Here is a 22,438-nt window from a genome sequence, read left to right as displayed (position 1 = left end):
GGTTAAACCAGTTTGTAGCCGGCCTCTTTGACCGCGGAGGCAATGGCCGCATCATCGAATCCGTCGCCCTCAACCGTCACGGCACCACTGACGTGGTCCGCCTTTACCGCGGTCACGCCGGCGATCTCAGCGATTTCCTCCTGCACGCTCAACTCGCAGTGGCCGCAGGTCATGCCTTCTACCTTGTAATTTTTTGTAGCCATGGCGCCAGCCTACTCATTTGTAAGCGTATAGCCAGCTGTGGCAATTGCCTGCAGAATCTCCTCGCCGGAGAAGTCCTCACCGCTGACGGTCAGGCGGCCGTTTTCCAGGTCAACGTCTACGGTGTGGATGCCGCGTACAAGCTGCACCTCATCAACAAGCGAGTCCACCGCAGCTTCAGTCGACGGGCCGGAAATGCTGTAATTTTTGGTCATTATTTTGTACTTTCCCCAGGTTATGCCCGGCTGGGAATCTCGGGCACGTTGATACGGTTGAAGTAGTTGGCACCTTAACAAACCAATGCGAAGGAGTATGTAATGAGCACGATCGATGTAACCGAGGACACGTTTGAGGCCACTGTTAGCGAAGGCACCGTTTTCGTTGATGCTTGGGCGTCCTGGTGCGGACCGTGCCGCCAGTTTGCGCCGGTGTATGAGAAGGTTTCGGAGGCTCATCCGGATGTGACTTTTGCCAAGCTGGATACGGAGGCGAATCAGGGGCTTGCGGCGGCGCTTGAGATCCAGGCAATCCCGACGTTGATGGCGTTCCGCGACGGCATTTTGGTGTTCCGTAATGCGGGTGCGCTGCCGGAGGCTGCCTTTGCTGACCTGGTGGATCAGGTCAACGCTTTGGATATGGATGAGGTCCGTCGCCAGATTGAGCAGCAGCAGGCGGGCGAGTAGTTTCCGTACACTTGGTGGGGCATTCTTGCTTATCGACGAAAGGTGTCCCCCATGGCTAACCCATTTACCAAGGGTTGGAAGTACATGATGCAATCGTTTGACTCGAAGATCGACGAAAATGCAGATCCTCGGGTTCAGATTCAGCAGGCGGTTGCACAGGCGAAGAAGAACCATCAGGAGATTTCGCAGCAGGCTGCGTCGATTATTGGCAACCGCAACCAGCTGCAGATGAAGCTGGAGCGTCTGATTAAGTCGCAGGAGGACTTGCAGGCGAAGACGCGTACGGCACTTCAGGCGGCTGATAAGGCCACGGGTGCTGGTGACGCGGAGAAGGCGCAGCAGTTCAATGCGACTGCGGAGGTCTTGGCGTCCCAGCTTGTGTCTGTGGAGCAGGAGCTTGAGCAGACGAAGCAGGCGTACGCCTCTGCTGAGCAGGCGGCACGTGAGGCGCAGGCGCACCAGAAGCAGTCGGAGGCGCGCCTCCAGGAGCAGCTGGCGCAGGTGTCGCAGCTGGAGAGCCAGTTGAACCAGGCGAAGATGCAGGAGCAAACCGCCAAGACGATGGACTCCATGCAGCAGTTCGGTGCGGACGATAGCGTTCCCACCCTCGACGGCGTGCGCGACAAGATCGAGCGCCGCTACGCCAACGCGCTGGGTGCGCAGGAGTTGGCGAAGGATTCGATGACGGACCGCATGGCGGAGATCGAGTCCGCCGGCACTGATCTGGCGGCGTCGAGCCGTTTGGAGCAGATCCGCGCGTCCATGGCGGGCGAGCTTGAGGCCGGCTCCGGTTCCGAGGGCGCTTCCGGGAACGCAGCGCCGGAGGCTATCGAGGCGCCGGAGGACGCCGACGTGGCAGACGCCGACGTGTCCGACGCGGAGGCGTACCTCAGCGCCGACCCCGACAAGAACTAGGTCAAGAACTAGGCGCCAAAGTTAACCGCTAAAAATTACAAGCGCCGCGGGTGGGCACGAAAACCCACCCGCGGCGCTTTTGCTATTCACGGCTTTTCTAGCCGCGGCTATTCGCGGCTAGTCGCGGCGGATGTTGATGAGGACGCCGCGGATGCCGGAATGGAAACCGTCGCGAAGATTCACGCGCTGGGTTTCACTCAGCGTGTATTCGTGCAGCGTCTCGCACGCGAACTGCAGCAGCGGGCGATCGATCTCGGGCGGCAGACCACCGCCGGAGAGCATGTGTGCCTTGTCGCGCTGCTCCATGGTGGCGGCGTTTTCGAACCACCACGCCGCGTACTGTTGGCCCACGTCGTAGGGGGTTTGGAAGCCTGCGGAGGACCAGACTTCCTCCGGGAGCGGTACGTAGCGCGAGCGCAGCTTCCGGCGCGGCGCCATCATGGACGGCTTCGGCGTGGGCTTTGGGGCCGGCGTCGGCACGTCGGAGGCCTCTGGGTTGCTCAAAGTCTGGTTGCCAGGCTTGTTGGCCTGGTTGATGGCTTCGACTTCGGCTTCGGTTGGCTCGTCGTCGCAATCCGTGGCGCGCTCGGAGTCATCCGCGCACTCGGCTTGTGCCGGCTCGGCCTGTGCTGGCTCAGTCTGTGCCGGCTCATCCTGCTCGGCCTGCCTGCGGGCTGCCTCGGCGACGATCGCCGGCGAAGGCTCAGGCGCCGCCTCTTCCTCGTCCGGCGCACGCAGCGGGTCGGGGCCCAGGCCGGGCACTGGGGTGGGGCCGTTGTCTTGGTCGACCGGTTCAGCGTCGTTAAGCGGGCGCTCCCTGATGCATGGGGGGAGCGGGCCTTCGAGGACTTGCAGCTGCATGGAGTCGGCGAAGTCCTCGCGGGGGTCGATGATGGTGGTGGTGTCGCAGGCGTGGCGCAGGGCAGAGGACATGGAGTCCCAGCCGAAGCCGTAGAGGTGGACGCGGACGCCCATGTCGCTGGCTTCTTGGACGCCGGGGATCATGTCAGCGTCGCCAGACACGAGCACGAAGTCGCTGAACTGTTCGCGCGTGGCGTTGAGTACTAGGTCTGCGACGAGGCGGGTGTCCACGCCTTTTTGGGTGCGGCGTTCGCCCCATTCGATGAGTTGGCCGGTGCGCAGTTGCACGCCGGCGCAGGAGCGCAGGGACCGTTGGTAGCGGTGTGGCCCAGAGTCGGGGATGCCGTCGTACCAGTATTGGCGGTGGACGGGTTGGTTGAGTTGTTGGGTGATCATGGTCCCGAGGGTTGCTACTACCTCGGGGAGGTCGATTTCTAACTGTGCGCGGGCGCCGATTTCCCACGAGTTGTAAAAGCTCGCAAGCAGGTAAGACGTGTCGACGAACACCAGTGTGCGTTCAAGCATGGCTCCTAAATTCCGATTCTTTTCGTTACTAACTATGAATTGCCCCACCAGTCTGCCTGAAAATGTTGTTTCATGCTTGCGCCTTGGGCGAAAAACTGTTAGATAGTTAGTTACTGCAGTAACTAACCAACTACCCCGGCGGAGGGTCGCATGAATTCGGAGAGTGAGCCGCTCTTTGTGCAAGTGGCGCGCTTTGTGGAGGACTTGATTGTGGATGGCTCGTTGCAGCCCGGCGCCCAAGCCCCTTCAACAAACCAGCTCGCCCAGTTCCATGAGATCAACCCGGCCACGGCTCGTAAGGGGCTCTCCTTGCTTGTGGACGCTGACGTGCTCCACAAGCGCCGCGGCCTCGGCATGTTTGTCAACGAGGGTGCCCGCGCGCGCATCATCCAGCTGCGCCGCGACGTCTTTGCTGGCGAGTTCATTGCCCCGCTGATTGATGAGGCGGTTCGCCTGGGCTACTCCCGCACCGACCTGCACGACCTGATTGACCGTGTTGCAGAAAGTAGAGGCATGTATCAATGACAAGGGTTACCGCACGAAATCTTCAGCGCTCCTTTGGCAAAAAGGTGGTGCTCAATGGCGTTGATTTTGACTTAGGCCCCGGTATCCATGGCCTGCTCGGCCGCAATGGTGTGGGCAAATCGACCCTACTGAGCGTGATTGCGGGGCAGTTGAGGTCGGGTGGGGGTGACGTGGGCGTCGATAAGCAAAAGCCCTATGACAACCCCAAGGTGATGGACCGGACTGCGCTGACGGGTGTCGATGTGGAGTACCCGTCGACGTGGAGGCTGCGAGACGTGTTGGCGGCGGCCGCACTGCGGTACTCGGGGTGGGACCAGCGGCTTGCCGATGAGCTGGTGGAAGATTTCGGCCTTGAGGGGACGCTGCGGGAGCGCTACGGCAACCTCTCGCGCGGGCAGCGCGCGATGACGGGCATTGTGGTGGGGTTGGCCTCGGCGGCGCCGCTGCTGCTTTTAGACGAGCCATACGTCGGCCTAGACACCCACAACACGCAGGTGTTTTACCGCCATTTGCTCGAGCAGGCCGACTCCGGCCGGACCATCATCATGGCAACCCACCATATTGAGGACGCCGCTCGCATTCTTGACTCCGCCCTGATCTTGGGGCGCGACGGGCGCATTGCCGCGCACCTCACCCCCGAGGATGCTGATGCTTACCAGGTGGTTCTCGGTGAGACGCGGACGCTGATTCCTTTTGGGGAGCCCGCGCCAGCCGGTACCCGCACGCGCGTGGCTGGTTTTGATGACCTGATTGCAACCCACTTGGAGGCGAGCTAAATGTTCAGGCTCTTCTGGCATCAGTTCAAGGCTGGCCCATGGTGGCGGTTTTTCGTGATGCTGCCGATTTTTGGCACATTTTTCCTCAACATCACAGACAGTCAACTGGTTGCGCTCACCCAGCCGGTGATCGCCGCGGTGATTTGGTGGTTGGTGTTTTTGCCTGATGGGGATTTCGTGCAGGCATTCGGGCTAACACGCCAGCAGGCACGTCGCACGTTTATGTTCGGCGCGGTTCCGGCGGTGTTGCTAACAGTGGTGTCGGCGCTCATCTCGCGTCAGGACGCAATAGGGATCCTCGGTGCCGGCCTCGGGATACTCACTGTTGTCGCCTTTTTTGAAAACGCACTGCCAAACGGCGAGCCGAGGGCGCGAAATCAGCGCGGTGCTGGCCTTCGCGTTTGGGGAAATTCACTCACGCTCAGCCTGTTTTGGGCGCGCCCGCTTCTGTGGGCCGCAGGTGCCGGCGCACTTGTTGGCCTGCTGTATCCGCTGGGCGGGTATATAGGCAACGAGACGATGCGTGAGCTCGTCGCCGCCGCACCCGTCATCGCGCTCTGGTTTGCACTCTTCCAGGAGGCCGGCCTCCTGCCCGCGACCGCCCGTGGTCTGGGCTTAACCAGAAAAGTATGGGCGGGCCAGGTGGTGTTGGTGTCGTTGGGCACGAGCGCCGTTTTCGGCCTGGTTGCCGGGAGCATTTCCTTGCTTATCGACGCCCCGCTAACCCCAATCCTCACCACCACCGCGATCACCGCCTTCGTTTGTTTGGCGTCCCACGCGATCATGCCGAGCTCCGAGTTCTTCGCGATGGTCGTGCCCTTCATCTTCTTCTTCCCAACCCGGCTGATGCTGGATGTTGTGGATCAAGGAGCTATCGCTGAAGAGGGTATGGCGGTGATCGGATTGGGCGGCGTGGTGCTGGTGGTCGCGCTGGTGTCCATGGGGTTGTACCTCACAGGCCGCGTTTCACTCGCCCCACGCAGCGAGCGATTCTCTGCCGTAGTGGGCGCGAACTAAGAACGTGCAAACTGGGCATTAAACGTTAGGTTATGCGATCAAGAAAGCAGCATCTGACCTGCGGATTTGTGTTGTGTTGTGGGTGTGTGTAACTTAGTTCCAGTCAGCGAGACCGACAACGCCCCGCTGGAGAGCAGATTGGTTCTCTGGTTTGTGTGGCGGGCAGGAAAACGATCGCTGGGACTCCGCTTCTTTTGATGCTCACTGTTGTGGTGGGTTGATGGGTGTGCGTGTGTTGTTTGAGAACTCGATAGTGTGCCAATGCATTTTGTTTGTGGAATGTTGTTGTGTGTGCCACGTGTTGTGGTGTGTGCCGGTTGGTGGTGTCATGAATCTTGGATGGTGGCATTGTCTGTTTCGGTGCGTCACATGGTGATGTTTTGCTGAAAATGTTGTTTCTTGGTGTTTTTCCTCGTCGGATGGTCAAGAAACGGATAGTAATTCAAGGATTTTTTAAGCCAGGCTGACATGATGCAGGTGTTGTGTTGTGTTGTGTTGGTTGGTTTGTTTTTGGTTAGGTATTGGGCTTTTCACGGCCTGTTTCTGCTGAAACGTTTTTGTGGAGAGTTTGATCCTGGCTCAGGATGAACGCTGGCGGCGTGCTTAACACATGCAAGTCGAACGGAAAGGCCCAAGCTTGCTTGGGTACTCGAGTGGCGAACGGGTGAGTAACACGTGGGTGATCTGCCCTGCACTTCGGGATAAGCCTGGGAAACTGGGTCTAATACCGGATAGGACCACTTCGTAGGTGTTGTGGTGGAAAGTTTTTTCGGTGTGGGATGAGCTCGCGGCCTATCAGCTTGTTGGTGGGGTAATGGCCTACCAAGGCGTCGACGGGTAGCCGGCCTGAGAGGGTGTACGGCCACATTGGGACTGAGATACGGCCCAGACTCCTACGGGAGGCAGCAGTGGGGAATATTGCACAATGGGCGGAAGCCTGATGCAGCGACGCCGCGTGGGGGATGACGGCCTTCGGGTTGTAAACTCCTTTCGCCAAAGACGAATTTTGACGGTATTTGGAGAAGAAGCACCGGCTAACTACGTGCCAGCAGCCGCGGTAATACGTAGGGTGCGAGCGTTGTCCGGAATTACTGGGCGTAAAGAGCTCGTAGGTGGTTTGTCGCGTCGTTTGTGGAAGTCCACGGCTTAACTGTGGGACTGCAGGCGATACGGGCATAACTTGAGTGCTGTAGGGGAGACTGGAATTCCTGGTGTAGCGGTGAAATGCGCAGATATCAGGAGGAACACCGATGGCGAAGGCAGGTCTCTGGGCAGTAACTGACGCTGAGGAGCGAAAGCATGGGGAGCGAACAGGATTAGATACCCTGGTAGTCCATGCCGTAAACGGTGGGCGCTAGGTGTGAGTCCCTTCCACGGGGTTCGTGCCGTAGCTAACGCATTAAGCGCCCCGCCTGGGGAGTACGGCCGCAAGGCTAAAACTCAAAGGAATTGACGGGGGCCCGCACAAGCGGCGGAGCATGTGGATTAATTCGATGCAACGCGAAGAACCTTACCTGGGCTTGACATACACCGGATCGCTGCAGAGATGTAGTTTCCCTTGTGGCTGGTGTACAGGTGGTGCATGGTTGTCGTCAGCTCGTGTCGTGAGATGTTGGGTTAAGTCCCGCAACGAGCGCAACCCTTGTCTTATGTTGCCAGCACGTGATGGTGGGGACTTATGAGAAACTGCCGGGGTTAACTCGGAGGAAGGTGGGGATGACGTCAAATCATCATGCCCCTTATGTCCAGGGCTTCACACATGCTACAATGGTCGGTACAACGCGCAGCTACCTCGTGAGGGGACGCGAATCGCTGAAAGCCGGCCTTAGTTCGGATTGGGGTCTGCAACTCGACCCCATGAAGTCGGAGTCGCTAGTAATCGCAGATCAGCAACGCTGCGGTGAATACGTTCCCGGGCCTTGTACACACCGCCCGTCACGTCATGAAAGTTGGTAACACCCGAAGCCAGTGGCCTGTCAAAAGGAGCTGTCGAAGGTGGGATCGGCGATTGGGACGAAGTCGTAACAAGGTAGCCGTACCGGAAGGTGCGGCTGGATCACCTCCTTTCTAAGGAGCTTTATGTTTAACCCACAGTTGTGGGTGTTGGTGGTTGATGTCGCCGAGTGTGTGACTGCCACTAGTTGTTTTTTAAAAAGAATCCGGGTGGATGCATACCCCACACCAGAAGGTGGTGTGGAACGCAATATCGGGGTATCGCACAGTAATCATTTTCTACAAGCGTTTGTATGTGTTGGCATGCTGTTGGGTGTCTGGGGCAACACGAATGTGTGTGTTCCTAACTGCCTCATGCTGATGTGTCACCTGGTTTGGGTGGTGTGTTGGTGTGTGGGTGTGGTGTGTGAGAACTGGAGAGTGGACGCGAGCATCATGCATCTGGATGCTGGCCTTTTAGGTTGGTGTTTGGGTGTGTGTTTGTTTTTCTGTTTTTTCTGTTTTTTGTTTGTTCTTAGTATGTGTATTTCGTTTGTGGTCAAGGGCGTACGGTGGATGCCTTGGCATGCTGAGCCGATGAAGGACGTGTGAGGCTGCGTTAAGCCTCGGGGAGTTGCCAACTAAGCGTTGATCCGAGGATGTCCGAATGGGGAAACCTGGCACCAGTTATGTGGTGTTACCTGCAGGTGAATCTATAGCCTGTATGGGGGTGAACGCGGGGAAGTGAAACATCTCAGTACCCGCAGGAGAAGAAAACAATTGTGATTCCGTTAGTAGTGGCGAGCGAACGCGGATGAGGCTAAACCATGTGTGTGTGATACCTGGCAGGGGTTGCGCATGTGGGGTTGTGGGGCGCATCGTAAGTTATCTGCTAGTGACTTGCTTGATGTGGTTGTGTCAGCGGAAGCGCCTGGGATGGTGCACCGAAGAAGGTGATGAGTCCTGTACGCGAAGACATAGCTGTGTTGGGTGTATGTGTTTTTCCCCGAGTAGCAGCGGGCCCGTGAAATCTGCTGTGAATCTGCCGGGACCACCCGGTAAGCCTAAATACTCAGTGTGACCGATAGTGGATAGTACCGTGAGGGAATGGTGAAAAGTACCCCGGGAGGGGAGTGAAAGAGTTCCTGAAACCGTGCGCTTACAATCCGTCAGAGCACCTCAATGTGTGTGATGGCGTGCCTTTTGAAGAATGAGCCTGCGAGTCAGCGGCATGTCGCGAGGTTAACCCAGTCTGTGGGGTAGTCGTAGCGAAAGCGAATCCGAAATGGGTGTTGTTAGTGGCATGTCCTGGACCCGAAGCGGGGTGATCTACCCATGGCCAGTGTGAAGCAGCTGTAAGAGGTTGTGGAGGCGCGAACCCACTTAGGTTGAAAACTGAGGGGATGAGTTGTGGGTAGGGGTGAAAGGCCAATCAAACTCCGTGATAGCTGGTTCTCCCCGAAATGCATTTAGGTGCAGCGTTATACAAGCTTGCTGGAGGTAGAGCTACTGGTTGGTTGAGCGGGACTATCATCTTAGCAATGTCAGCCAAACTCCGAATGCCGGTTAAAAGTGGTGTATAGCAGTGAGACTGTGGGGGATAAGCTTCATAGTCGAGAGGGAAACAGCCCAGATCGCCGGTTAAGGCCCCTAAGGGTGTACTAAGTGGAAAAGGATGTAGGATCGCGAAGACAGCCAGGAGGTTGGCTTAGAAGCAGCCACCCTTGAAAGAGTGCGTAATAGCTCACTGGTCGAGTGGTTCCGCGCCGACAATTCAGTGGGGCTCAAGTACACCGCCGAAGCCGCGGCATAGTTTTTACTATGGGTAGGGGAGCGTCGTGTGTGGGGTGAAGCATTACCGTAAGGGGGTGTGGACTGCACGCGAGTGAGAATGCAGGCATGAGTAACGAATGATACGTGAGAATCGTATCCGCCGAATGACGAAGGGTTCCTGGGTCAAGTTCGTCTTCCCAGGGTGAGTCGGGTCCTAAGGCGAGGCCGACAGGCGTAGTCGATGGTCAACGGGTTGATATTCCCGTACCCGCCTACACGCGACCAATGCTGAAGCAATGATACTAACCACCCAAAGCTACTGATATACGCACCCTTGTGGTGTGTGGTTGGTGGTGATGCGTGGGGCCTGATTTGTTGTAGGTAAGTGATGGGGTGACGCAGAGTGGTAGCCACGCCAGTTATTGGATTCTGGTGCAAGCGTGCAGCACGACAACATGGCAAATCCGGTTGTTATATGTGCAAGGCGTGATGCGTAGCCCATATATGGGTGATGGTGGTGATCCTGTGCTGCCGAGAAAAGCCTCTAGCGATGTGTGTAGACGGCCCGTACCCGAAACCGACACAGGTAGTCAGGTAGAGCATACTAAGGCGAGCGGGTGAACTGTGGTTAAGGAACTCGGCAAAATGCCCCCGTAACTTCGGGAGAAGGGGGACCCAAACCGGTGACACAATCTTGCGTTGTGGTTGCTGGTGTGGGTCGCAGAGAAGAGAGGGGAGCGACTGTTTATCAAAAACACAGGTCCGTGCGAAGACGGTTAAGTTGATGTATACGGACTGACGCCTGCCCGGTGCTGGAAGGTTAAGAGGACCTGTTAGACCCTTTTGGGTCGAAGCGGAGAATTTAAGCCCCAGTAAACGGCGGTGGTAACTATAACCATCCTAAGGTAGCGAAATTCCTTGTCGGGTAAGTTCCGACCTGCACGAATGGCGTAACGACTCCCCTGCTGTCTCAACCACAGGCCCGGTGAAATTGCAGTACGAGTAAAGATGCTCGTTTCGCGCGGCAGGACGAAAAGACCCCGGGACCTTCACTACAGCTTGGTATTGGTGTTCGGTGCGGTTTGTGTAGGATAGGTGGGAGACGTTGATACAGCCACGCCAGTGGTTGTGGAGTCGTTGTTGAAATACCACTCTGACCGTAGTGGATACCTGAACCTTGGCCCATGATCTGGGTTGGGGACAGTGCCTGGTGGGTAGTTTAACTGGGGCGGTTGCCTCCCAAAATGTAACGGAGGCGCCCAAAGGTTCCCTCAGCCTGGTTGGCAATCAGGTGTTTAGAGTGTAAGTGCACAAGGGAGCTTGACTGCGAGACTTACAAGTCGAGCAGGGACGAAAGTCGGGACTAGTGATCCGGCACCTACTTGTGGATGTGGTGTCGCTCAACGGATAAAAGGTACCCCGGGGATAACAGGCTGATCTTCCCCAAGAGTCCATATCGACGGGATGGTTTGGCACCTCGATGTCGGCTCGTCGCATCCTGGGGCTGGAGTAGGTCCCAAGGGTTGGGCTGTTCGCCCATTAAAGCGGCACGCGAGCTGGGTTCAGAACGTCGTGAGACAGTTCGGTCTCTATCCGCCGCGCGCGTTGAAACTTGAAGAAGGCTGTCCCTAGTACGAGAGGACCGGGACGGACGTACCTCTAGTGTGCCAGTTGTTCCGCCAGGAGCATCGCTGGTTGGCTACGTACGGAAGGGATAACCGCTGAAAGCATCTAAGCGGGAAGCCTGTTTTAAGATGAGGTTTCATTATAGGTGCCCTATAGACTATGGGGTTGATAGGCCAGAACTGGAAACACAGCAATGTGATGAGGTGACTGGTACTAATCCACCAACACAAACAACAACACAACACAAACACTGAATGTAACAGTGACTGTCGCGTCCACTTTCCGGTATCTGACACACCACCCCTTGTACATAACAGGTAGTGGAACGCCAAGCATTGGCCCTATAAGTGTGTCGGTGGTTGATAGCGGCAGGGAAACGCCCGGTCCCATTCCGAACCCGGAAGCTAAGCCTGCCCGCGCTGATGGTACTGCACTCGGGAGGGTGTGGGAGAGTAGGTTACCGCCGACCCAACAACTTCAAAACATGATCAAGCAGCCCGCCTGCCACACACGTGGTAGACGGGCTGCTTTTTGTGTGTTTGTGCCCCCCCGAATCCTGCTAGACGATAACGAAAAGACACCCACAAAACCCCAGGTCGAATGTGTACACACACGGCCGGAAACAACGTATCGACTAGCAGATAACGACTAGCAGCGAATCGGTTGCCCGGGGAGTGTCACCCGGGAGAGTCGGTAGGGAAGCTGGCCCCGAGACCTACACGCTGAAGGAGCGAGGCTCGCCGGTTAGGGGATCAATGAAGGCAAGTCCCGTGCAGCGCAGGAGCATTGGGGTGGAGAAGTCTTCGGCGTCGGCTGGGAGGAGGGTGGGGTAGATGGTGTCGCCAAGAATGGGGGCGGCTTCTGCCATCATTTGCAGTCGGAGCTGGTGTGTGCGCCCAGTAATCGGGTGTAGCACGTAGCGGGCAAGCGGCGCATCCACCCCGTACAGCCGCTGCAGCTCCCGCTCCTCAGAAGCTCCAAGCCGGGTCACCGAAGCAACCTCAGTATGTGAGTTCGGCTCAAGTTCGTCAACGATGGAACCAGCTGGCTCGCCGGCAACCTTCACCAGGTGGTGTGACCACTCGGTGGGTGCCGCTACATCCACATAGGGTGCGATCGCCTCATACATTTTGTCTACTTCGCGGCGGGCGAAGAGTTCTTGGTAGGGGCCGCGGGCGTGGCGTCGTTTAGTAAAAAGCAAAAGCCCCGACGTGCCGCGATCCAGCCGGTGAGCTGGAGTGAGTTCCTCATTGCCCGTGGCGCGGCGAAGGCGCACGGTGGCGGTTTCGGTGATGTGGGAGGCGCGGGGCATCGTCGCTAAGAAGGGCGGCTTGTCCACAACCAGGATGGTGTCGTCCTCAAAAACCGTTCGGATTTCGTAGGGCACGGGGGTTTCGGGGGCGGGACGTCGATAGAAAAAGACGTCAGTGCCAGGGGTCAGCCACTCATCGGGGCTAATTGCAGTTGCGCCACTACGCACCACCAAACCTTCCCGAAAGCGCTCCTCAACAGCAGAAAAGTCATCCTCCGGGTGACGGTGGCGCTGGGTGGAAACCAAATGCCACACAAAATCAATCGCGCGCACCCCCGGGCCCTCGGGGACGCGGGCGCGCGAAGCCCCCAAGCCGCCCTGAGGAGGCAACGGGGGTTCAGTTCTCCGTTTCGCGCGTGCCATGTTGTAGTACATTATCGGCCATGGATCTAGCAGCAATACTTGAACCAGTACTGGCATTCTTCCGCGAAGGTGTGGGCAAAGGCATCGCCGACATCCTCGCGGCACTCTATGACCTGTTCTACCCGGCCAACGCGGAACCCGCGCACCCCGTGGAGCTGCCGAAGTAAGCTGGAAGTAACAGCGTAGAGAGGGAAAGGATCGGATCATGTCCGAGGAAGAAGAAGTACGCGGCACCGACATTGTTGTTGCAGTAGACGGCAGCCCGGCATCAAACAACGCAGTTCGTTGGGCAGCTAACGCGGCGGCCAAGCGCAATGTGGCGCTGCGCCTTGCGTCCAGCTACACCATGCCGCGGTTCCTGTACGCAGAGGGCATGGTCCCGCCGCAGGAGCTTTATGATGACCTGCAGCGTGAAACCATGCAGAAGATCGATGACGCTCGTGCGCTCGCACTTGAGGTTGCGCCTGAGTTGCGCATTGGTCATGCTGTGGCGGAAAGCTCGCCGATTGACATGCTGTTGGAGATGTCTCGTGAAGCCGGCATGATCGCCATGGGCTCGCGTGGCCTCGGCGGCCTGTCTGGCGTGATGCTTGGTTCCGTCTCCGGTGCTGTGGTCTCCCACGCATACTGCCCAGTTGTGGTGGTGCGTGAAGATAACGCGGTGACCGAGGCGAACAAGTACGGCCCGGTTGTTGTTGGTATTGACGGCTCTGAAGTCTCCCAACGTGCCGCTGAGGTTGCGTTTGAAGAGGCGCAGGCCCGCGGTGCGGAGCTTGTTGCGGTGCACACGTGGATTGATACACACGTGCCGGCCCCGGGTGCTGGCTTCGCCATTACAGAGGACCGTTGGCAGGAGGTTCACGACGAGCAGGCGGAGCTTTTGGACAACTATCTGCGTGAAGTTGGCGAAAAGTTCCCGGACGTTGAAGTCAAGCGCGTGATCACCCGCGACCGCCCAGTACGTGCCCTGACGGAAGCCGCAGAGAACGCGCAGCTGCTGGTCACGGGCTCGCACGGACGCGGTGGCTTCAAGGGAATGCTGCTTGGTTCCACCTCGCGTGCGCTGCTGCAGTCGGCGCCGTGCCCGATGATGGTCGTGCGATATAACGCATAGAAGGGCATAATGGGGTCCTGGAAAAGTAAACACAACGTTTATCTGTGAAAGGACCTCAAAACTATGACCCCCACTCTTGGATTTCTTGGCTGGATTATTATCGGCGGCTTGGCCGGCTGGGTAGCCTCGAGGATTCAAAACCGTGATGCCCAGATGGGCATTGGTTTGAACATCCTCGTTGGTATTGTCGGCGGCCTGATCGGCGGCTGGCTGCTTACCCTGGCTGGTATCCAGGTCTCGGACCGAGGCTCTATCTTTAGCTTCCTCACCTGCCTGTTGGGTGCGGTGGTGTTGCTGTGGATTGTGAATAAGGTTTCCGGCCACAAGAAATAGCCACAAGAAATAGCGCTTCACCTATTTAGGAATTCCCCCGGGCTGCTTGAAAAAGTAGCTCGGGGGAATTTATTTGTTGGCGCCCATTGCGCGATTTGCCACCCGGGGTAGTATGAACGTACCGGTTTGTCTATATGAAAGGGAGACGTAGGTGGCATCCTCAGACGCGGCAAAGAAGAAGCCTGCCCCGCGGCGTCGTAATCGGCCGAGCCCGAGGCAGCGCCTTCTAGATGCGGCGACGAAGCTTTTCAACGAGGAAGGCATCCGCGTCATCGGCATCGACCGCGTGCTGCGCGAAGCAGACGTGGCCAAAGCCTCCCTGTACTCCCTGCTCGGCTCCAAGGACAACCTGGTGGTTGCGTACCTTGAGCGCATGGATGAGCAGTACCGCCAGCGCTGGCAGGAACGCGCCGACCAGGCGGCGGACCTGGATGGAAAAATCCTTGTCTTTTTTGACATGGCGATTGATGAGGAGCCGGAGAAGAACTTCCGCGGCTCACCCTTCTTCAACGCGGCAACGGAATACCCGCGCCCGGAGACAGAATCCGAGAAGCGCATTGTGGAAACCAGCCTGGACCACAGGCGTTGGATGCACTCCACGCTCACTCGCTTGCTCACGGAGAAGAACGGCTACGACTCTGCTGCGCAAGCAGATGAACTGCTGATCTACTTAGACGGTGGCTTGGCGGGGGCAAGGTTCACCCAGAGCGTGACCCCATTGGAGAAGGCCCGCGAACTGGCCAAGAACGAACTCGGCGCGCCGCCTGCGGACTACTCGATCTAGTCCTGCTCGCTGGCTTTTTGCTCTTCGCGTTCCTTCTTACGCAGCAGCGCAAGTTCGCGCCTGGCCGCTGAGCGCTCGCTCTCCAGCGTTTTCTTCCGCTGTTTCTCCTCGCGTTTTTCTTGCTTGCGCGCCCGTTTAGCGTCGCGAATTTCGCGGTGGATGCGGCCGGCTTGGGTGGGGGTGGTGAGGGTGGATGCGCGGAGGCGCAATAAAGCAGACTTATGCTCCTTGACCTCGGCGCGCTGCGTGCGGTACTTCTCACGCGCCGCGGCCTGGGCCTCAAAGTGAATGTCGGAGGCCGGCATTGTGCGAACGGCCAACGCCCACAGCGCGACCGTCTGCACGGTGGTGAACAGGTTGTTGCCCACCCAGTACATCAGCAGCGCGATCGGCACCGGGCCAGTCAAGCCGGAGAGCAGCAGCATCACGGCGACGAACGGCACGAACCAGTACAAAAAGTAGTAGCTGCGGCGCGTGAAGGTGTTCGCCCACTCCAACATCGTGCGGTTGCGTGCCTGGTTGATCAGCAGGTTTCCGGAGGTAAACACCGCGGCCATGATGACAAACGGCAACGCCACCTTCAGCGTGGCCTCTTGGGTGGTGCCAAGGAAGGCGAACTGTGCCTCATCCATAGACACATAGGCAGACAAGGGCACGTGGAAGAAGGTGGTGTCGCGGAAGGAGGCGATTTCCGCGTCTGAAAGCACGCCGATCTTACGGCCCGCGGACGCATCCGGAACGGACATCCACTGCAGCAGCCGATACAGGCCAAGAAACACCGGCACCTGGACAAACACCGGCACACACCCGGCGAGCGGGTTATAGCCGTGGTCTTTTTGGATCTGCTTGCGCGCGTCTTGCTCCGCACGCAGGTCCTCCACATCGGTGGACTCGCCGTACTTGCGCTGCACCTCCTCCAAGTGTGCACGCATGAGGAAGGCGCGCCGCGTGCTGGCAATTGTCTGCCACGCAAACGGCAAAATCAGCGAGCGTACGGAGATCACTAGCAGAAACACCGAGGCAACCCAGGCGGCGTTGGAGTCCGCGCCAAGCAATCCGGCCAGCAGCCAGTGCCAGAACTTCATCACGGCAGACACCGGGTACACGAGCATTTCCAGCATGTGCGTTAATGTTAGGCCATGCAATCGGCAACCACGGGAGCGGCAATGGGCGGGGCACCCCAACCGTTTTGGCCGGGTGAGAACTTGAGCGAGAACCTGGGGAAGAACTCCGGTAACAAGGCACGCAAACCTGCGCGCGTCACCCCTGGCCAGATTATTGGTGAGGTGCTGCTGACCATTGGCGCGGTGCTGTTGCTCTTTGCGTTCTATGAGTCGTTTTGGACCAACATCGCCTCCGGCAAGATGCAGAATGAGGCGCAGTCACGGCTTGAAGAGGTATGGGAGGAAAACTGGGTTAACCCCCGCTCCGTCCACGCGCCTGCGGAGGGTGACGCCTTTGCCCGCATGTACATTCCCTCCTTTGGCCCGGATTACCGCTTCGCCATCATTGAGGGTGTGGACCCGACAGCGCTGCTCGCCGGCCCTGGCCGCTACCCCGGCACGCAGATGCCTGGTGAGCCCGGCAACTTCGCCGTGGCCGGCCACCGCGTGGGCAAAGGCGCGCCGTTCAATGACTTGGGCCAGCTCAATGCCTGCGACGCAATTGTGGTTGAGACCCAGACTCAGTGGGTCACCTACCGGGTGCTGCCGATGGAGGGGGATGCGGAGCTTCGTCGCTTATCGACGTCCACGTGCCTCCCACCCGACCTCAACGAACGCATAGCAACCGGCGACTATGCCTCAGTGCTTGGACGGCACATCACGCTGCCGAACGACATCAACGTGGTCAACCCCATGCCGGAAACCCCGTCGACGGAAGTTATGCCGGGCATGGAGTCCATCTTGACGCTGACCACGTGCCACCCGCAGTTCTCCAACAAGGAGCGCATGATCATCCACGCGGTGAAGACGGAGGCGGTGCCGAAAACCCCAGACGGCGAGGGTGCGCTGCCCGCCGCCATGACTGAAAGATGACGCAAAGCTAACGGAAGGCCCTAGGACATGTACTCATACCTGTGGAACAAACTGCCCGGTACCCCGCCGGTGAAATGGCTGATCACCATCGTGATTCTGGTGGCGGTGTTCCTGCTGCTTATGAACGTGGTGTTTCCCTGGGTGTCCTCATTCATGCCGTACAACGACGTCGCTGTTTAAGTCGCTGTTTAAGCGCTGTTTAGATCCAGCGGGGTACTGGCGGAATCCAGGTTTGGAAGCGGGTGAGGAGGCTGGCGGGGGCGTCGTCAAGCAGTAAATGCTCCCGGTCCGTAGCCCGCACGAAGCCCTGGGCAACCATATGATCCACCATGGTGGTAAGCGGGCGCCAGAACTCGGAGCCCAGCAGCCCGATGGGGATGGGGTTGAGGCCGAGTTGTTGGGACGTCCAGGCATCAAAGAGCTCATCAAGCGTGCCCACGCCGCCGGGGAGTGCGATGATGCCGTCCGCAAGCTCGCTCATGCGGATTTTACGCTCCGCCATGGTGCCAACCAGTTCAAGTTCATCTAGCTCGTCATACTTCAGCTCATAGTTGGCCAGGTGTGTGGTGAGCACGCCGTGGGTGCGACCGCCCGCGTCATGCGCGCCGGAGGCGACCTGGCCCATAAGGCCCAGCTTGGAGCCGCCGTAGACCAGGGTGATGCCGGCCTTGGCAAGTGCCTGGCCGAGCGCGTAGGCAAGTTCGCTCGTGGCGGGGTCGGTGGCGTCGCGAGCGCCGGCGAAGACGGCGACCGCCTTGAGCGCGCGTGGGCGAAGCGCCGGGAAGATACGGGTGGCAAGCAGCGGAGCAAGCTCATAACCAGCGGTATCCGCCGGGTGGATCCAGTCCACCTCAGCGATTTCAGCGGCCGGCTGCGGCTGGGCGCCCACCCGCTCCAGCACGTCGGCTGGGGCGGCGAACACGGTCGAGGTCACCGTGTGGCCGGGCTCGTTGGATGCCTCGGCAGAAAACTGGCCGAGGAGCCCAAGTTGGTGCCGATCCAGGTTGAGACCGATCTCTTCTAACGTTTCGCGCAGGGCCGCGTCCAGCGGCGATTCGCCGGCCTCAAGCTTGCCGCCCGGTAGTTGGAAGCGGGGGCTGGACTTTTTGCGCACGCACAGCACCGCGCCCTGGGGGTTGCGGATCACTACGGCGGCGACGCGGATTTCTGGTTGGGTCCCTGGTTGAGTCACAGTCCTAGGTTAGCGATAACTTGCTCCGCAACAAGCTGTGCTTTAACGGATTCGTTTTGGTTGGTAAACACCACCACGGCCGTGTCGCCGTGCGCTACCGCGTAGCCGGCGCCGAGGCGGCCGGGGACGTCGCCGCCGCCGTGGCGTCCGCCGTTCCACCCTTCGGGCTGGTCGGCCGGCGCGGTGGTGTCGATAGGCATGGCCCAGTCCACTACTGCCATCGCTTCTGGTGGGCTGGGCATGTGGCGCACAAACACGGTCAGTTGCGGCTCTGGAGGATAGGACCAGTATTGGCAGGCGGGTGGGTTGAAGCGTTCGTCGATGCCTACGCCTGTGACGCGTTGGCCGTTGGTGTCTGCCACCCATTGCGTGTCCAGGTAGGGGCAGTCGACCCAGCCGTTGCGGTCTGTGCCCGGCAGTGCGTCTAACGGCAGGCCGTCGCCGGCGGGGGCCTCAGCGGCTTCAGCTCCTTCCGGTGCGTCGGTGTTGTCCGAAGCACCCGGCGCACCGGGGTTGTCCGATGCGCCCGCGCACCCCGCCAGGGCCGCGCACAGGAGCAGGGTGGGTAGTCTCAAACGCATGAGCTCCAGACTAGTGATGTTGGAGCGGGACCCCGCAGACATCCCAGACAACAAAGCTATTGACTCCGGCGTGACCGTCTTGGCTGTGAGTTTGGTGCTGGTGTCCCTGCTCGCGCTTGCTCGGATGCCGCTGAATGAGGCGTTGCTGCACATTGTGCTGGTCACCGCGTTTTCGTTCCTGTTGTTCTACGGCATGGTGGAGATGCCGCGGTGGGGCACGTTGGGCAAGCTGGTGTGGCTCAGTGCGGTCACGGCGGTGTGGATTTCAGACATGACCATCTCGCCGGTGGCCATCTACTGGGTGTTTCTGCTGTTCTTTGTTTCCCTGCGTGCGTTTAATGATTGGCGGGGTTTGCTGTTTGTGGCCATTGACCTGGCCATTGCCATCATCTTCCAGATCCCCACCGGGCTCACCCTCGGCGGCATTATGGGCCCGGCCCTGTCCGCCGTTGTGGTGGTGGCAATCAACTATGCATTCACCACCATCGGCAGGGTGAGCCGCGAGAGGCTTCTGCTTATCGACGAGCTACTGTCCACCCGCGAACAACTCGCCGAGTCCGAACGCGAAGCAGGTGTGGCGCAGGAGCGCGAACGCTTGGCGCACGAGATTCATGACACGGTGGCGCAGAACTTGTCCTCTATCCAAATGTTGCTGCACGCCGCCGAGCGGGACTTGGGCAACCTTGACGTGGCTGAAGAAGAGCTTGAACAGCCGCTGCGCCGGATGGAGGCGGCACGCCGGGCGGCGTCTAACAACTTGGCGGAGACTCGCGCGATGATTGCGGCGTTGACGCCGGCGGGGTTGCGCGAAGCGTCGATAAGCGAAGCTCTGGAGCGGATTGCCGCGGACTTTGCGCATGCCAGCGACATGGATATCCAGGTGGAAACCCACGGTGAGCCGCAGAAACTGCCCATGCGTGTGGAGGCTGGGCTGCTGCGCATCGCCCAAGGCGCGGTGTCGAATGCCGTGCAGCATTCGGGGGCGAGCCGCGTGCGGGTAACACTTACGCACGAGCCTGAGGAGATCCGCCTGGACGTTGTGGATAACGGCGTGGGCTTTGACGTTGCAGCGCAAGCCGGCAAACCCGCAGGTCTTGGCCACCTGGGGTTGGATGCGATGCGTTCGCGCGCCGCGGAGCTTGGCGGGGAGCTGACCATTGAGTCCGCGCCGGGCGGGCCGACGGCAATCTCCGTGGCGGTGCCTGTGGACGGTGCTGTAGATAGTTCGGACTAGACAGTTAGGATGATGGCATGATTCGCGTGTTACTGGCTGATGATCATGAGATTGTGCGCCTTGGCCTGCGCTCTGTGTTGGAGCAGGCAGACGACATCATGGTGGTTGGTGAGGTAGCCACCGCGGAAGGCGCAATTGCCACGGCTCAGGCCGGGGGCATTGACGTAATCCTGATGGACCTGCGTTTCGGCGCTGGCCCCCAGGGCACCCGCGTGATGACGGGGGCGCAAGCCACCGCCGCCATCCGCAGCTCCATGACCAACCCGCCAAAGGTGCTGGTGGTGACCAATTACGACACGGACGCTGACATCCTCGGCGCCATCGAGGCCGGTGCGGTGGGCTACATGCTGAAAGACGCCCCGCCGGAAGAACTCCTCGCCGCCGTCCGATCCGTGGCGGGCATGGATGAAAGCGTTGCGGATGGCGCCGCCGGTGAGGCGGTGCCGATGTCACCAACCGTGCGCGACAAGCTGGCTACGCGTGAGCGCACCCCGCGCTCCTCACTCACCCCGCGTGAGCTGGAGGTACTGCAGCTGGTGGCCGCCGGCTCATCCAACCGCGAGATCGGCGCGGAGCTCATGTTGTCGGAGGCCACGGTGAAAAGCCACCTTGTGCATATCTACGACAAGTTGGGTGTGCGCTCCCGCACCTCCGCGGTGGCGTCCGCCCGCGAGATGGGCGTGCTGTAGGTTCTAGCGCTGGCTGGCGGCGCGGTTGTCCAGTTCGCGCTGCTGGTAAGCGGTCAGACCCTTGTAGATCAGCGGCAGCAGCACCGGAACCAGAACGCGCAGTGCGCCGGCGAGGTTTTTGGCTTTCTTCTTGGTCAGGCCGGCTTCGTCGATACGCTTCAGGTGCGCCTTGGCCAGGTCCTTTTCGTGCTTGCGCTTGCGCTTCAGCCCCTTCTGCTCTTCCTTAAGCAGGCGCTTTTCTGCCTTGTCCAGCAGTTGTGCGATGCGCAGGTCAGCCTTGGCCTCGTCGCGGGAGTACTTGCGGGCGGTTGCCTCGGCCTTTTTTACTTCCGCTTCAACCTTCTTCAGCTGCTTTTTGCTGTTCTTGCGGATGGACTTGAGAATTCCCATGGCGTCCACCTTACCCATGTACGGTCCATGTACGGCGCGCGCGACGGGTAGCATTTGGGGCATTGTGATGTTCCCGGCCCAAGTGCGTGCGAATGATCTGGTGGGTTGCCGCTATAGGCTCCACCAGCGCGCGGTGCACCCGAATATCCCGCCGTTGCCGGAGTCGCTGGAGCGCCAGCCGCGTATAGACGCCGCACGCGCCCTTGTTCTCAACGCACTTCCCACCAAGCGTGCGGTGGGTGATGGCCGCAGGAAGCTGTTCATCCGGGTTGATGTGGACCCGGCGGATGGGGACGACGAGCAGGCAGCGCACACGATCGCTGCGATACGCGCCGGCGCACACGTGATTACAAACGCTAGGTTGACGGGCCAGATTGAGGGCGTGCGCGTGGTTGCGGACGTGGACGTGCTGGTGCGCGACGGCCACGATTACCTGCCGGTGATCATCTCGAATCACCGGGTGGCGCGTGCGCATGAGACCTCGCGTATGGCGATGATCCCGGTTGGCCGGCTTGGGTTGTCCGCACCGCTTGAGGTGCCGGCGAAGCCGCGCCACCACACCGTGGACGGCTACCGCCTGGCCATCGCGGAGATGCTGTTGCGCGATTACGGCAAGGCCACCGGCCGCGGTGGCGTGATTGGCCAGGACCGCACACGCGCCTACATCGGGGATGTGGAGCGGTTCATCCCGCCACTGATTGAGGCGCTCACTGCCCCGATCCCCGCTGAGCCGAAGCGCTTGAAACAGTGCGCGACCTGCCGGTTCTGGGAGTTGTGCCGCCCGCGCCTGGAGGAGCTGGACGATATTTCGCTGGTTCTTCCCGGCGGCCGCGGCGACGTGTTGCGCGATGAGGGGATCACCACGGTGCAGATGCTAATCGACGCCAACGTGGGCGAACCCTCCGCCATCGCCCGCGCCTGGCGTAAGGACATTCCGCTGCTTCGCCGCCCCGGCGAGATCACCATCCCGCGTGCTGATGTGGAGATTGATATCGACATGGAGGCCTACCTGGACCAAGGTGCCTACCTGTGGGGCGCCTTTGATGGGCAGCGCTACTACTCCTTTGTCACGTGGGACGAGGTTGGCGGTGCTGATTCGGCGGCGGAGGAGCGAAACTTTGGGCAGTTTTGGGGGTGGTTGCGTCAGCGCAAACAAGCAGCAAGCTCTGCGGGCAAAACCTTCCGGGCATACTGCTTTGCCGCGGGAGGCGAGAACTACTGGATGCGCAGCTCAGCGAAGCGGTTCGGCTCCGTGGATGCAGCAGAGGTCGCGGCGTTTCTGAGCAGCGATGAGTGGGTCGACGTGTTCGCCTACGCACGCAAACACCTGGTGGGAACCGACGGGCTGGGCCTGAAAGTGCTCGCCCCGGCAGCCGGGTACACCTGGGAAGACGAGGACGTGGACGGCGAGCGCTCCATTGCTTTACGGCGCGCAGCGCGCCTTGGAAACCAGGCCGCCCGCGACATGCTGCTGCGCTACAACGAGGACGACTGCCGCGCCACCCGCGCCGTGCGTGACTTCTTAACTAGCGGCGCGCCGGGCGTGCCGCTCATTGATCAGATGAAATAGGCCAGG

The 22,438-nt window shown here is 59.7% G+C and carries 22 protein-coding genes and 3 rRNA genes; 17 read left to right on the top strand and 8 right to left on the bottom strand.

The window, feature by feature from the left end; translation table 11 throughout:
• Nucleotides 1–2: 2 nt before the first annotated feature.
• Nucleotides 3–203, bottom strand: coding sequence for a heavy-metal-associated domain-containing protein (locus tag I6I71_RS02380; RefSeq protein WP_201821995.1), 201 nt, complete (start codon nucleotides 201–203; stop codon nucleotides 3–5).
• Between the two features lie 9 nt (nucleotides 204–212).
• Nucleotides 213–416 carry a heavy-metal-associated domain-containing protein gene (locus I6I71_RS02375; RefSeq protein ID WP_052205778.1) on the bottom strand — a complete coding sequence of 68 codons (204 nt, stop codon included), beginning with the start codon at nucleotides 414–416 and terminating at the stop codon, nucleotides 213–215.
• Nucleotides 417–518: 102 nt separating this feature from the next.
• Between I6I71_RS02375 and I6I71_RS02370 the strand changes: the two genes are divergently transcribed.
• Together I6I71_RS02370 and I6I71_RS02365 are read left to right on the top strand one after the other, a co-directional pair.
• A complete protein-coding gene (locus I6I71_RS02370) occupies nucleotides 519–884 on the top strand; it encodes a thioredoxin family protein (RefSeq protein ID WP_201821993.1) in 366 nt (121 codons plus the stop codon).
• A gap of 51 nt (nucleotides 885–935) precedes the next feature.
• Nucleotides 936–1,799 (top strand): PspA/IM30 family protein, encoded by an 864-nt coding sequence (locus I6I71_RS02365; RefSeq protein ID WP_201821991.1) that lies wholly within the window; start codon nucleotides 936–938, stop codon nucleotides 1,797–1,799.
• A gap of 117 nt (nucleotides 1,800–1,916) precedes the next feature.
• Here the strand turns inward: I6I71_RS02365 and I6I71_RS02360 are convergent, their stop codons facing one another.
• Nucleotides 1,917–3,185 carry an NYN domain-containing protein gene (locus tag I6I71_RS02360; RefSeq protein ID WP_201821989.1) on the bottom strand — a complete coding sequence of 423 codons (1,269 nt, stop codon included), beginning with the start codon at nucleotides 3,183–3,185 and terminating at the stop codon, nucleotides 1,917–1,919.
• 150 nt (nucleotides 3,186–3,335) lie between these two features.
• Here I6I71_RS02360 and I6I71_RS02355 point away from each other — a divergent pair, with 150 nt between their 5' ends.
• The 6 genes from I6I71_RS02355 (at nucleotide 3,336) to rrf (ending at nucleotide 11,303) form a co-directional block, all read left to right on the top strand.
• Nucleotides 3,336–3,710, top strand: coding sequence for a GntR family transcriptional regulator (locus I6I71_RS02355; protein ID WP_101734129.1), 375 nt, complete (start codon nucleotides 3,336–3,338; stop codon nucleotides 3,708–3,710).
• A complete protein-coding gene (locus I6I71_RS02350; RefSeq protein ID WP_201821987.1) occupies nucleotides 3,707–4,486 on the top strand; it encodes an ATP-binding cassette domain-containing protein in 780 nt (259 codons plus the stop codon). The genes I6I71_RS02355 and I6I71_RS02350 overlap by 4 nt, the downstream gene beginning before the upstream one ends.
• Nucleotides 4,487–5,503, top strand: coding sequence for a hypothetical protein (locus tag I6I71_RS02345; RefSeq protein ID WP_201821985.1), 1,017 nt, complete (start codon nucleotides 4,487–4,489; stop codon nucleotides 5,501–5,503).
• Nucleotides 5,504–6,059: 556 nt separating this feature from the next.
• Nucleotides 6,060–7,570: ribosomal RNA gene (locus tag I6I71_RS02340) — 16S ribosomal RNA — on the top strand.
• Nucleotides 7,571–7,984: 414 nt separating this feature from the next.
• Nucleotides 7,985–11,070, top strand: a 23S ribosomal RNA gene (locus I6I71_RS02335).
• 115 nt (nucleotides 11,071–11,185) lie between these two features.
• A 5S ribosomal RNA gene (gene rrf / locus I6I71_RS02330) occupies nucleotides 11,186–11,303 on the top strand.
• Together the 16S, 23S and 5S rRNA genes form the textbook arrangement of a ribosomal RNA operon.
• Nucleotides 11,304–11,549: 246 nt before the next feature.
• Here the strand turns inward: rrf and I6I71_RS02325 are convergent.
• Complete coding sequence (locus tag I6I71_RS02325; protein WP_236587358.1) at nucleotides 11,550–12,509, bottom strand: pseudouridine synthase; 960 nt, start codon at nucleotides 12,507–12,509, stop codon at nucleotides 11,550–11,552.
• Between the two features lie 20 nt (nucleotides 12,510–12,529).
• Here I6I71_RS02325 and I6I71_RS02320 point away from each other — a divergent pair, with 20 nt between their 5' ends.
• The 4 genes from I6I71_RS02320 to I6I71_RS02305 all read left to right on the top strand — a co-directional run bounded on the left by I6I71_RS02320 (nucleotide 12,530) and on the right by I6I71_RS02305 (nucleotide 14,740).
• Complete coding sequence (locus I6I71_RS02320) at nucleotides 12,530–12,676, top strand: hypothetical protein (protein ID WP_168160147.1); 147 nt, start codon at nucleotides 12,530–12,532, stop codon at nucleotides 12,674–12,676.
• Between the two features lie 38 nt (nucleotides 12,677–12,714).
• Nucleotides 12,715–13,623, top strand: a complete 909-nt coding sequence (locus tag I6I71_RS02315; RefSeq protein ID WP_201821981.1) for a universal stress protein — start codon at nucleotides 12,715–12,717, stop codon at nucleotides 13,621–13,623.
• A gap of 63 nt (nucleotides 13,624–13,686) precedes the next feature.
• Nucleotides 13,687–13,956, top strand: a complete 270-nt coding sequence (locus I6I71_RS02310) for a GlsB/YeaQ/YmgE family stress response membrane protein (RefSeq protein ID WP_101734695.1) — start codon at nucleotides 13,687–13,689, stop codon at nucleotides 13,954–13,956.
• 151 nt (nucleotides 13,957–14,107) lie between these two features.
• Nucleotides 14,108–14,740 carry a TetR/AcrR family transcriptional regulator gene (locus I6I71_RS02305; RefSeq protein ID WP_052205787.1) on the top strand — a complete coding sequence of 211 codons (633 nt, stop codon included), beginning with the start codon at nucleotides 14,108–14,110 and terminating at the stop codon, nucleotides 14,738–14,740.
• Here I6I71_RS02305 and yidC read toward each other — a convergent pair.
• Nucleotides 14,737–15,861 carry a membrane protein insertase YidC gene (gene yidC, locus I6I71_RS02300; protein WP_201821979.1) on the bottom strand — a complete coding sequence of 375 codons (1,125 nt, stop codon included), beginning with the start codon at nucleotides 15,859–15,861 and terminating at the stop codon, nucleotides 14,737–14,739. The two genes, I6I71_RS02305 and yidC, sit on opposite strands and share 4 nt — an antisense overlap.
• A gap of 18 nt (nucleotides 15,862–15,879) precedes the next feature.
• On the opposite strand from yidC, the gene I6I71_RS02295 reads away from it, so the two are divergent.
• Both I6I71_RS02295 and I6I71_RS02290 read left to right on the top strand, forming a co-directional pair.
• Nucleotides 15,880–16,776, top strand: a complete 897-nt coding sequence (locus tag I6I71_RS02295) for a class E sortase (protein WP_201821977.1) — start codon at nucleotides 15,880–15,882, stop codon at nucleotides 16,774–16,776.
• A gap of 27 nt (nucleotides 16,777–16,803) precedes the next feature.
• Nucleotides 16,804–16,956 carry a hypothetical protein gene (locus I6I71_RS02290; RefSeq protein WP_198147764.1) on the top strand — a complete coding sequence of 51 codons (153 nt, stop codon included), beginning with the start codon at nucleotides 16,804–16,806 and terminating at the stop codon, nucleotides 16,954–16,956.
• Between the two features lie 19 nt (nucleotides 16,957–16,975).
• Here the strand turns inward: I6I71_RS02290 and I6I71_RS11995 are convergent, their stop codons facing one another.
• Together I6I71_RS11995 and I6I71_RS02275 are read right to left on the bottom strand one after the other, a co-directional pair.
• The gene (locus I6I71_RS11995) at nucleotides 16,976–17,968 is read right to left on the bottom strand and encodes a TIGR00730 family Rossman fold protein (RefSeq protein WP_236587357.1); all 993 of its coding nucleotides are present in this window, start codon (nucleotides 17,966–17,968) and stop codon (nucleotides 16,976–16,978) included.
• Entirely contained in the window at nucleotides 17,965–18,549 is a 585-nt protein-coding gene (locus I6I71_RS02275; RefSeq protein WP_201821975.1) for a DUF2020 domain-containing protein, read from the bottom strand. Before I6I71_RS02275 ends, I6I71_RS11995 begins: the two co-directional genes overlap by 4 nt.
• On the opposite strand from I6I71_RS02275, the gene I6I71_RS02270 reads away from it, so the two are divergent.
• Nucleotides 18,548–19,783 carry a sensor histidine kinase gene (locus tag I6I71_RS02270; RefSeq protein WP_070495129.1) on the top strand — a complete coding sequence of 412 codons (1,236 nt, stop codon included), beginning with the start codon at nucleotides 18,548–18,550 and terminating at the stop codon, nucleotides 19,781–19,783. The two genes, I6I71_RS02275 and I6I71_RS02270, sit on opposite strands and share 2 nt — an antisense overlap.
• A 17-nt stretch (nucleotides 19,784–19,800) precedes the next feature.
• Nucleotides 19,801–20,472, top strand: coding sequence for a LuxR C-terminal-related transcriptional regulator (locus I6I71_RS02265; RefSeq protein ID WP_070495128.1), 672 nt, complete (start codon nucleotides 19,801–19,803; stop codon nucleotides 20,470–20,472).
• Between the two features lie 3 nt (nucleotides 20,473–20,475).
• Here the strand turns inward: I6I71_RS02265 and I6I71_RS02260 are convergent, their stop codons facing one another.
• Entirely contained in the window at nucleotides 20,476–20,862 is a 387-nt protein-coding gene (locus I6I71_RS02260; RefSeq protein ID WP_201821973.1) for a DUF6474 family protein, read from the bottom strand.
• A gap of 67 nt (nucleotides 20,863–20,929) precedes the next feature.
• Between I6I71_RS02260 and I6I71_RS02255 the strand changes: the two genes are divergently transcribed.
• Complete coding sequence (locus I6I71_RS02255; RefSeq protein ID WP_201821971.1) at nucleotides 20,930–22,432, top strand: TM0106 family RecB-like putative nuclease; 1,503 nt, start codon at nucleotides 20,930–20,932, stop codon at nucleotides 22,430–22,432.
• Nucleotides 22,433–22,438 lie beyond the last annotated feature (6 nt).

It is taken from the genome of Corynebacterium riegelii (assembly GCF_016728505.1).
GTDB classification, from domain to species: Bacteria; Actinomycetota; Actinomycetes; order Mycobacteriales; family Mycobacteriaceae; genus Corynebacterium; species Corynebacterium riegelii.
This window is presented reverse-complemented; position numbering and strand designations above follow the sequence as displayed.

What these genes read in the sequence shown, in the direction of transcription:
- I6I71_RS02325 (WP_236587358.1), bottom strand. Translation starts at nt 12,509, where the DNA reads ATGGCACGCGCGAAACGGAGAACTGAACCCCCGTTGCCTCCTCAGGGC.
- I6I71_RS02295 (WP_201821977.1), top strand. Translation starts at nt 15,880, where the DNA reads ATGCAATCGGCAACCACGGGAGCGGCAATGGGCGGGGCACCCCAACCG.
- I6I71_RS02370 (WP_201821993.1), top strand. Translation starts at nt 519, where the DNA reads ATGAGCACGATCGATGTAACCGAGGACACGTTTGAGGCCACTGTTAGC.
- I6I71_RS02345 (WP_201821985.1), top strand. Translation starts at nt 4,487, where the DNA reads ATGTTCAGGCTCTTCTGGCATCAGTTCAAGGCTGGCCCATGGTGGCGG.
- I6I71_RS02360 (WP_201821989.1), bottom strand. Translation starts at nt 3,185, where the DNA reads ATGCTTGAACGCACACTGGTGTTCGTCGACACGTCTTACCTGCTTGCG.
- I6I71_RS02350 (WP_201821987.1), top strand. Translation starts at nt 3,707, where the DNA reads ATGACAAGGGTTACCGCACGAAATCTTCAGCGCTCCTTTGGCAAAAAG.
- yidC (WP_201821979.1), bottom strand. Translation starts at nt 15,861, where the DNA reads ATGCTGGAAATGCTCGTGTACCCGGTGTCTGCCGTGATGAAGTTCTGG.
- I6I71_RS02260 (WP_201821973.1), bottom strand. Translation starts at nt 20,862, where the DNA reads ATGGGAATTCTCAAGTCCATCCGCAAGAACAGCAAAAAGCAGCTGAAG.
- I6I71_RS02275 (WP_201821975.1), bottom strand. Translation starts at nt 18,549, where the DNA reads ATGCGTTTGAGACTACCCACCCTGCTCCTGTGCGCGGCCCTGGCGGGG.
- I6I71_RS02290 (WP_198147764.1), top strand. Translation starts at nt 16,804, where the DNA reads ATGTACTCATACCTGTGGAACAAACTGCCCGGTACCCCGCCGGTGAAA.
- I6I71_RS02270 (WP_070495129.1), top strand. Translation starts at nt 18,548, where the DNA reads ATGAGCTCCAGACTAGTGATGTTGGAGCGGGACCCCGCAGACATCCCA.
- I6I71_RS02310 (WP_101734695.1), top strand. Translation starts at nt 13,687, where the DNA reads ATGACCCCCACTCTTGGATTTCTTGGCTGGATTATTATCGGCGGCTTG.
- I6I71_RS02315 (WP_201821981.1), top strand. Translation starts at nt 12,715, where the DNA reads ATGTCCGAGGAAGAAGAAGTACGCGGCACCGACATTGTTGTTGCAGTA.
- I6I71_RS02255 (WP_201821971.1), top strand. Translation starts at nt 20,930, where the DNA reads ATGTTCCCGGCCCAAGTGCGTGCGAATGATCTGGTGGGTTGCCGCTAT.
- I6I71_RS02320 (WP_168160147.1), top strand. Translation starts at nt 12,530, where the DNA reads ATGGATCTAGCAGCAATACTTGAACCAGTACTGGCATTCTTCCGCGAA.
- I6I71_RS02375 (WP_052205778.1), bottom strand. Translation starts at nt 416, where the DNA reads ATGACCAAAAATTACAGCATTTCCGGCCCGTCGACTGAAGCTGCGGTG.
- I6I71_RS02355 (WP_101734129.1), top strand. Translation starts at nt 3,336, where the DNA reads ATGAATTCGGAGAGTGAGCCGCTCTTTGTGCAAGTGGCGCGCTTTGTG.
- I6I71_RS02365 (WP_201821991.1), top strand. Translation starts at nt 936, where the DNA reads ATGGCTAACCCATTTACCAAGGGTTGGAAGTACATGATGCAATCGTTT.
- I6I71_RS02380 (WP_201821995.1), bottom strand. Translation starts at nt 203, where the DNA reads ATGGCTACAAAAAATTACAAGGTAGAAGGCATGACCTGCGGCCACTGC.
- I6I71_RS02265 (WP_070495128.1), top strand. Translation starts at nt 19,801, where the DNA reads ATGATTCGCGTGTTACTGGCTGATGATCATGAGATTGTGCGCCTTGGC.